This is a genomic window from [Phormidium] sp. LEGE 05292 (assembly GCF_015207735.1).
Classification (GTDB): domain Bacteria; phylum Cyanobacteriota; class Cyanobacteriia; order Cyanobacteriales; family Aerosakkonemataceae; genus Floridanema.
In genome coordinates this window covers 1-5,349 of record NZ_JADEWG010000259.1, presented here as the reverse complement: position 1 = coordinate 5,349, position 5,349 = coordinate 1, and the positions used below count along the sequence as shown (strand labels likewise).

Annotated in this window: 6 protein-coding genes; 3 read left to right on the top strand and 3 right to left on the bottom strand. The window is 41.1% G+C overall.

The features are described 5' to 3' along the window. Window positions 1-14 precede the first annotated feature (14 nt). Window positions 15-1,262 (bottom strand): vWA domain-containing protein, encoded by a 1,248-nt coding sequence (locus IQ264_RS31410; protein WP_193986466.1) that lies wholly within the window; start codon window positions 1,260-1,262, stop codon window positions 15-17. A gap of 197 nt (window positions 1,263-1,459) precedes the next feature. Between IQ264_RS31410 and IQ264_RS31405 the strand changes: the two genes are divergently transcribed. Together IQ264_RS31405 and IQ264_RS31400 are read left to right on the top strand one after the other, a co-directional pair. After that, on the top strand, window positions 1,460-2,149 hold the full coding sequence (locus IQ264_RS31405) for an ATP-dependent Clp protease proteolytic subunit (RefSeq protein ID WP_193986464.1): 690 nt from the start codon (window positions 1,460-1,462) through the stop codon (window positions 2,147-2,149). Between the two features lie 33 nt (window positions 2,150-2,182). Beyond that, complete coding sequence (locus IQ264_RS31400; RefSeq protein WP_193986462.1) at window positions 2,183-2,809, top strand: ATP-dependent Clp protease proteolytic subunit; 627 nt, start codon at window positions 2,183-2,185, stop codon at window positions 2,807-2,809. Window positions 2,810-2,915: 106 nt separating this feature from the next. Here the strand turns inward: IQ264_RS31400 and IQ264_RS31395 are convergent, their stop codons facing one another. Both IQ264_RS31395 and IQ264_RS31390 read right to left on the bottom strand, forming a co-directional pair. After that, complete coding sequence (locus IQ264_RS31395) at window positions 2,916-3,296, bottom strand: response regulator (protein ID WP_193986459.1); 381 nt, start codon at window positions 3,294-3,296, stop codon at window positions 2,916-2,918. Beyond that, window positions 3,283-4,497 (bottom strand): GAF domain-containing protein, encoded by a 1,215-nt coding sequence (locus tag IQ264_RS31390; RefSeq protein ID WP_193986457.1) that lies wholly within the window; start codon window positions 4,495-4,497, stop codon window positions 3,283-3,285. Before IQ264_RS31390 ends, IQ264_RS31395 begins: the two co-directional genes overlap by 14 nt. 213 nt (window positions 4,498-4,710) lie before the next feature. Between IQ264_RS31390 and IQ264_RS31385 the strand changes: the two genes are divergently transcribed. Continuing rightward, on the top strand, window positions 4,711-5,325 hold the full coding sequence (locus tag IQ264_RS31385; RefSeq protein WP_193986455.1) for a J domain-containing protein: 615 nt from the start codon (window positions 4,711-4,713) through the stop codon (window positions 5,323-5,325). Window positions 5,326-5,349: the final 24 nt, after the last annotated feature.

The window sequence follows — 5,349 nt, the reverse complement described above, 5'->3', positions numbered from 1 at the left end:
CTCCCCATCTCCCTCTAAGAGTCGCTTTGTAAAATTGTTTTGGAAACAATGCGGGTTTTTTTGCGATCGGCTTCTGAAAGTTCTTGTCCTGCTTGTAAGCGAGTCGCGCTTGTTTGTAATACGGTTGCTGCGCTTTGATCTCCCATTTGTAAGGCAGTTTTAGCGGCAGTTTGTAACATAGTAGCTGCGCCAGTGCGATCGCCTTGTTGTAATTTCGTTTCGGCTATTTGAGTTTGGCGATATTTTGCTAAAGCTAAAATTGACTTTTGGACTTGCGGATTTAAATTAGGTTGATAATTCTGGATAAAATTACCTGTTACTGGAAAAACTTCCGAAAGTAATCCTTCTTTACCTTGAGCTGGATCGTCGTAACGGACTTGTAAATTAGCTAAAATTTGCTGACCTTCCGGCATTTGAGCAATATAAAGGTTAGCTAAAATTATCCGTTGTTGCGCTGTCATTAAATCTCCCAAACGCACCGAAAATTTATCGCCCTCTGGTTGCACTGGCAATTCAATAGTATCAGGAAAAACTTGCGCGATCGGTTTTAATTCTGCTAACCTAACTTTCGGCATTAAAGAAAACAGCAAATAAGCATTAGTTAAACCTACCGATTGAATTCGCTTAAACAACCGACCAAAAGCATCAACCGCTTGTTCTGGTTGTTCAATATAAGACAAAGTTCCGCCGCCAGCATCAGCAATTTTTTCTAAAACATCTTGGTTCCAATGTACACCAAAACCTAAAGAATTCAGGGTCATTTTATAACTTGCTGCCAGTTGCGCCAACTTCAAACATTTCTCATTACTACCATGCTCATTTTCCCCATCAGTTAATACAAAAGCTTGAGAAATTGTATCTTTTTTCCCCTTAGCTAATTCTTCAATTCCCAGGCGCAAACCTTCATCAATGGCAGTTCCACCATCAGGTTTAAGTTGATTAATTTGCCGTTTAATTTTATTGCGGTCTTCAATTAGTTGATTAGCAACTAATACCTTGGCACGATGATCGAAGATGACAACCGAAAGGCGATCGCCCGACTTTAACTTATCCACCAATTGTCCAGCCGCCTGTTTCACCGTTTCCAACGGTCTACCACTCATCGAACCAGAATGATCTAAAATCAGGCACAAATTCAGCGGTACATTCTCGGTAAATTCACCAGGAATTGCCGAAACAGAAATCTCCAATTGCCGCTGACTCGTAGATTGAGTCGCATCTAGATTGCCATCATTTAACAGAGGTTGCAAACCAACTTTCATTTTTGTGCTCCCAAGGCAGAAAATCAGGAATATTATTTACCTCACGGCAAATTTACGGGGTTACGCACCTAAAATCCAGGATAAAACACTACAAGTGGTGTAGGGATCACTACACTGGTTATACTTCAGGCATATCCCAGAGCGCGTTACTATGAAAAATACACAATGCCATAAAAATAATTGGGCGGAACGCGCTTATGGAATCACCTATAAAGGCTGTTCAAGCTCCGTACTACGGAGATGCCTTTTCCCGAACACCCCCACCAGATTTACCTTCCTTGCTGCTGAAGGAACGGATTATTTATCTGGGATTGCCGTTATTTTCCTCAGATGAAATTAAAAATCAAGTAGGTGTAGACGTAACCGAGTTAATCATTGCCCAACTGCTGTATTTGCAATACGAAGACCCGGAAAAACCCATCTCCATCTACATCAATTCTACGGGTACATCCTGGTACACGGGAGATGCGATCGGCTTTGAAACAGAAGCCTTTGCAATTTGCGATACCATCAACTACATTAAGCCCCCAGTTAACACCATTTGTCTAGGTCAGGCAATGGGTACTGCCGCGATGATCTTAGCCGCAGGCACAAAAGGCTGTAGAGCCAGTTTACCCCATGCCACGATCGTACTCAACCAAGCTCGCACCGGATTTCGCGGACAAGCGACAGACATTCAAATTCAAGCGCGAGAAGTTTTGGAAAACAAACGCGCCATTGTCGATATCTTTGCTAAAAATACTGGTCAAACTCCAGAAAGAATTGCCAAAGATATGGAACGGATGTTTTACTTAACTCCCGAACAAGCCAAAGAATACGGCATTATCGATCGAGTTTTGGAAAGCGCCAAAGACTTACCCCAACCAATCCCAGCATTTCGCGGTTAAATCTTAACTTATTACTAAAAGGAAGAAAGTATTATGCCGATCGGCGTTCCTAGAGTCCCCTATCGTTTCCCTGGCGAACCTTATACCCAGTGGATTGGTATTTACGATCGCCTTGCTTTAGAAAGAATCATCTTCCTCAGCGGCGAAGTCACCGATGGCATGGCTAACGCCATTATCGCTCGCTTGCTTTACTTAGATTCTGACGATCAAAGCAAGGACATTTACATCTACATCAACTCTCCCGGTGGTTCAGTCACCGCAGGTTTAGCCATTTACGACACCATGCAGCACGTTAAATCCAACGTAGTCACAATTTGCGTTGGTTTAGCCGCTTCAATGGGTTCCTTCCTGTTAGGTGCAGGGACAAAAGGCAAACGTTTAGCCTTACCTCACTCCCGAATCATGATTCACCAACCATCAGGCGGTACCAGAGGACAAGCAACTGACATTGACATCGAAGCGAGAGAAATTCTGAGAATTCGTCGTCAACTCAATGATATCTATGTCAAAATGACTGGTCAGACCTTGGAAAAGATCGAAAAAGACATGGATCGCGACTTTTTCATGTCTGCTGAACAAGCAAAAGAGTACGGTTTAATTGACAAAGTGATTGACGATCGCGCTCCCGAAGCAAAAGCAGAAACTCTCGTCACTCGCTAGTGATAGAAATTCTGTAGGGGCGAAGCATTCGGGCGACAATTTATGAGATTCAACCAAGATATAACTATCCGAATGCTTCGCCCTTCCCCACTACTTTCCCCTTTTCCTACACCGATTGATCGGCAAACTTATTAATAATATCCATTAAATGGGAAAGATCGTAAGGTTTGTTTAAGTAATAGCAAATGCCCAAGGAATCAGCTAATTCTTCGATATCTGCGTAAGCTGTGAGTAGAACCACTGGAAATTTCATTCCTTGCTCACAGAGTTTTTCATAAACCTTTGTCCCAGTTAACTTGGGCATTCTATTATCTAACAAAATTATGTTTGGTTGTTGTTCGATCGCTTTTTCCAAAGCCTCTTGACCATCTTGTGCTTCTATAACTTCCCACCCTTCACTCTGCATTAAAATAGAAAGTAGGATGCGATTATCATCATCATCGTCAGCAATAAGAATTTTACCTTTTACTGGATTATTGATATTCATAACTTTTCCTTACTGTTGGTATTCTCAGCATAAAAGGATTAGGCTTTGATTGAACCATATTCAGTGCAGGAATTGGTATTATAGTTATCTCTCCTAATGCTAAATTTTGTAATTCTGAAATTTTTACTAATACCGACCCACCTGAACCTACCAGTTCAAAAGCCCGTAAAAAATAATGAAAAAGATTTTTGAAAAAGATTTGATAATCAGCTTCAACCCAAACTTCTTCTTCAGCTTGGATCAGAATTTCAACTTCGCGAATTTTCGTTTCCGTAGCCAATAAATCTACTAATTCCTGAACTCCATCACTTAAACAAATAGGTTTTACTTGTTCTGTTTCTGCAAAAGAAGCTAAATTACGCCAAAGAATGGCTCGATGGCGAAATAAGTGAATTAATTCTTCAGCTTGTTGGAGTAATTGTTTAGCATAATCAAATTTGCTTCCAGCGACTAAACGAGAAGTCATTTCTAGTCGGAGACGTGCCGCAGAATGTGCTTGAACTATATCCTGATACAAATTATCTAATGGTTGAGCATCTTCTGGATTAGTTGTCACTACACTACGAACATCGGCTTCTAAACGTCTAAATAGCATTTCGGCTTCAACACCGTGAGATGCACAAATTAAAATGTCTTTGAGTCGTTGTCCGACTTCTCTTTGTCGAACTGAAATACTTAATGCACCAATAACTTGATGTTTGTCATTTCGCAGGGGTATTCCTTGGCAAGTAAAGGGATGAAAGCCAGCAATAAAATGTTCTGCACCAACGATTTCCACGTAGCTGTTTTCGGCTAACGGAGTACCCAAGCCATTGCTACCCGCAACTGCTTCTGAGAGCAAAGATCCAGGATCGGGAACTCTTTCTGGGCCATTGACACTTTGTTCGTCACCTACAACATCTAATACTATGGCATTCTTTTCGCTAAGCATTACGGCATGGCGATCGGATTTTGCAGCTTGAGATAGTATTTTCATGTAAGGACGAGCCGCACAAATCAGAGAGTTTTGTTGTTCTAGTAAACGCTGAGTGTCTAATTTAGATAGTTTTTCTGCTTGCAACGTTAGGGGATTTGCTCCTTGAATATGAGACCTTTCCCAAGCTCGGTAAATCACATCACGCAGACTATCAGCAGGAATTGCACCCTTCGCTAAATACTTCCGTCCGGCTTCTAGAGCTTCCCTGGATTGAAATGGTGTCATTGGCTCAAAACCAATAAATTAATAGCTTACCAATCCGTAAAAATCTATCTGTATTTACATTGTCAATCTGTCTGAGGAAAAAATAGTCTTTTCTTAACCAATTTTTATAACTAACTGCCTTTAATTGCTGGTTATTATGGTAGTTTACCAGAACACCAGCTGATCTTTATCTCAGCCTTTGCTATTATCGGCATAAGTTCTATTCTAACTTCAATGAATCTCTCAGATTGCTATAAATTATTAGGATTAAATACTGGATCTTCTAGAGAGGAAATTAAAGCCTCCTATCGTCGCTTAGTGAGAAAGTATCATCCTGATGTTAATCGTGACGATCGACAAGCGAAGGAAAAGTTTATTGCTATTCAAGAAGCTTACGAGTTCCTAATGGAAAATGTCAAGGAACCAGAAGTTCCTCCGCAGTCAACGACTAGTCAACAAAGTCAACAAAAGGTAGCGACTCCTCCGAAAGTCAAAGTAAATAAGACTACGCATAAAGTAAAGACTATTGAAATTCAACCGCCTTTGTCACCGGAAGAACAAAAGTTAAAGTGGCAATCTTATAATCAACTGCAAGTTTTGCTCAGAGATCAAAGGTATCCAAGAGCGATCGCATTAGTCGAAGGATTAGCCCAACGTCTCCCCGAAGATTTAGAAGTTCGTCAATGGCAGGCTATTGCTTATCAACGTACAGGTCGTCATTTTGTCGATCGTAAACAACTAGAAAAAGCCAGAGTTTATCTTAAAAAAGCCTTAAAAATTGACCCCCACAATCGTTCCCTCTGGCTAGAAGTCGAAAGAGACTTCCGCCGCATTGAACAAATTTATTAAAGGCAAAGGGCAGGGGAGGTGGGG

What these genes read in the sequence shown, in the direction of transcription:
- IQ264_RS31410 (WP_193986466.1), bottom strand. Translation starts at nt 1,262, where the DNA reads ATGAAAGTTGGTTTGCAACCTCTGTTAAATGATGGCAATCTAGATGCG.
- IQ264_RS31405 (WP_193986464.1), top strand. Translation starts at nt 1,460, where the DNA reads ATGGAATCACCTATAAAGGCTGTTCAAGCTCCGTACTACGGAGATGCC.
- IQ264_RS31400 (WP_193986462.1), top strand. Translation starts at nt 2,183, where the DNA reads ATGCCGATCGGCGTTCCTAGAGTCCCCTATCGTTTCCCTGGCGAACCT.
- IQ264_RS31395 (WP_193986459.1), bottom strand. Translation starts at nt 3,296, where the DNA reads ATGAATATCAATAATCCAGTAAAAGGTAAAATTCTTATTGCTGACGAT.
- IQ264_RS31390 (WP_193986457.1), bottom strand. Translation starts at nt 4,497, where the DNA reads ATGACACCATTTCAATCCAGGGAAGCTCTAGAAGCCGGACGGAAGTAT.
- IQ264_RS31385 (WP_193986455.1), top strand. Translation starts at nt 4,711, where the DNA reads ATGAATCTCTCAGATTGCTATAAATTATTAGGATTAAATACTGGATCT.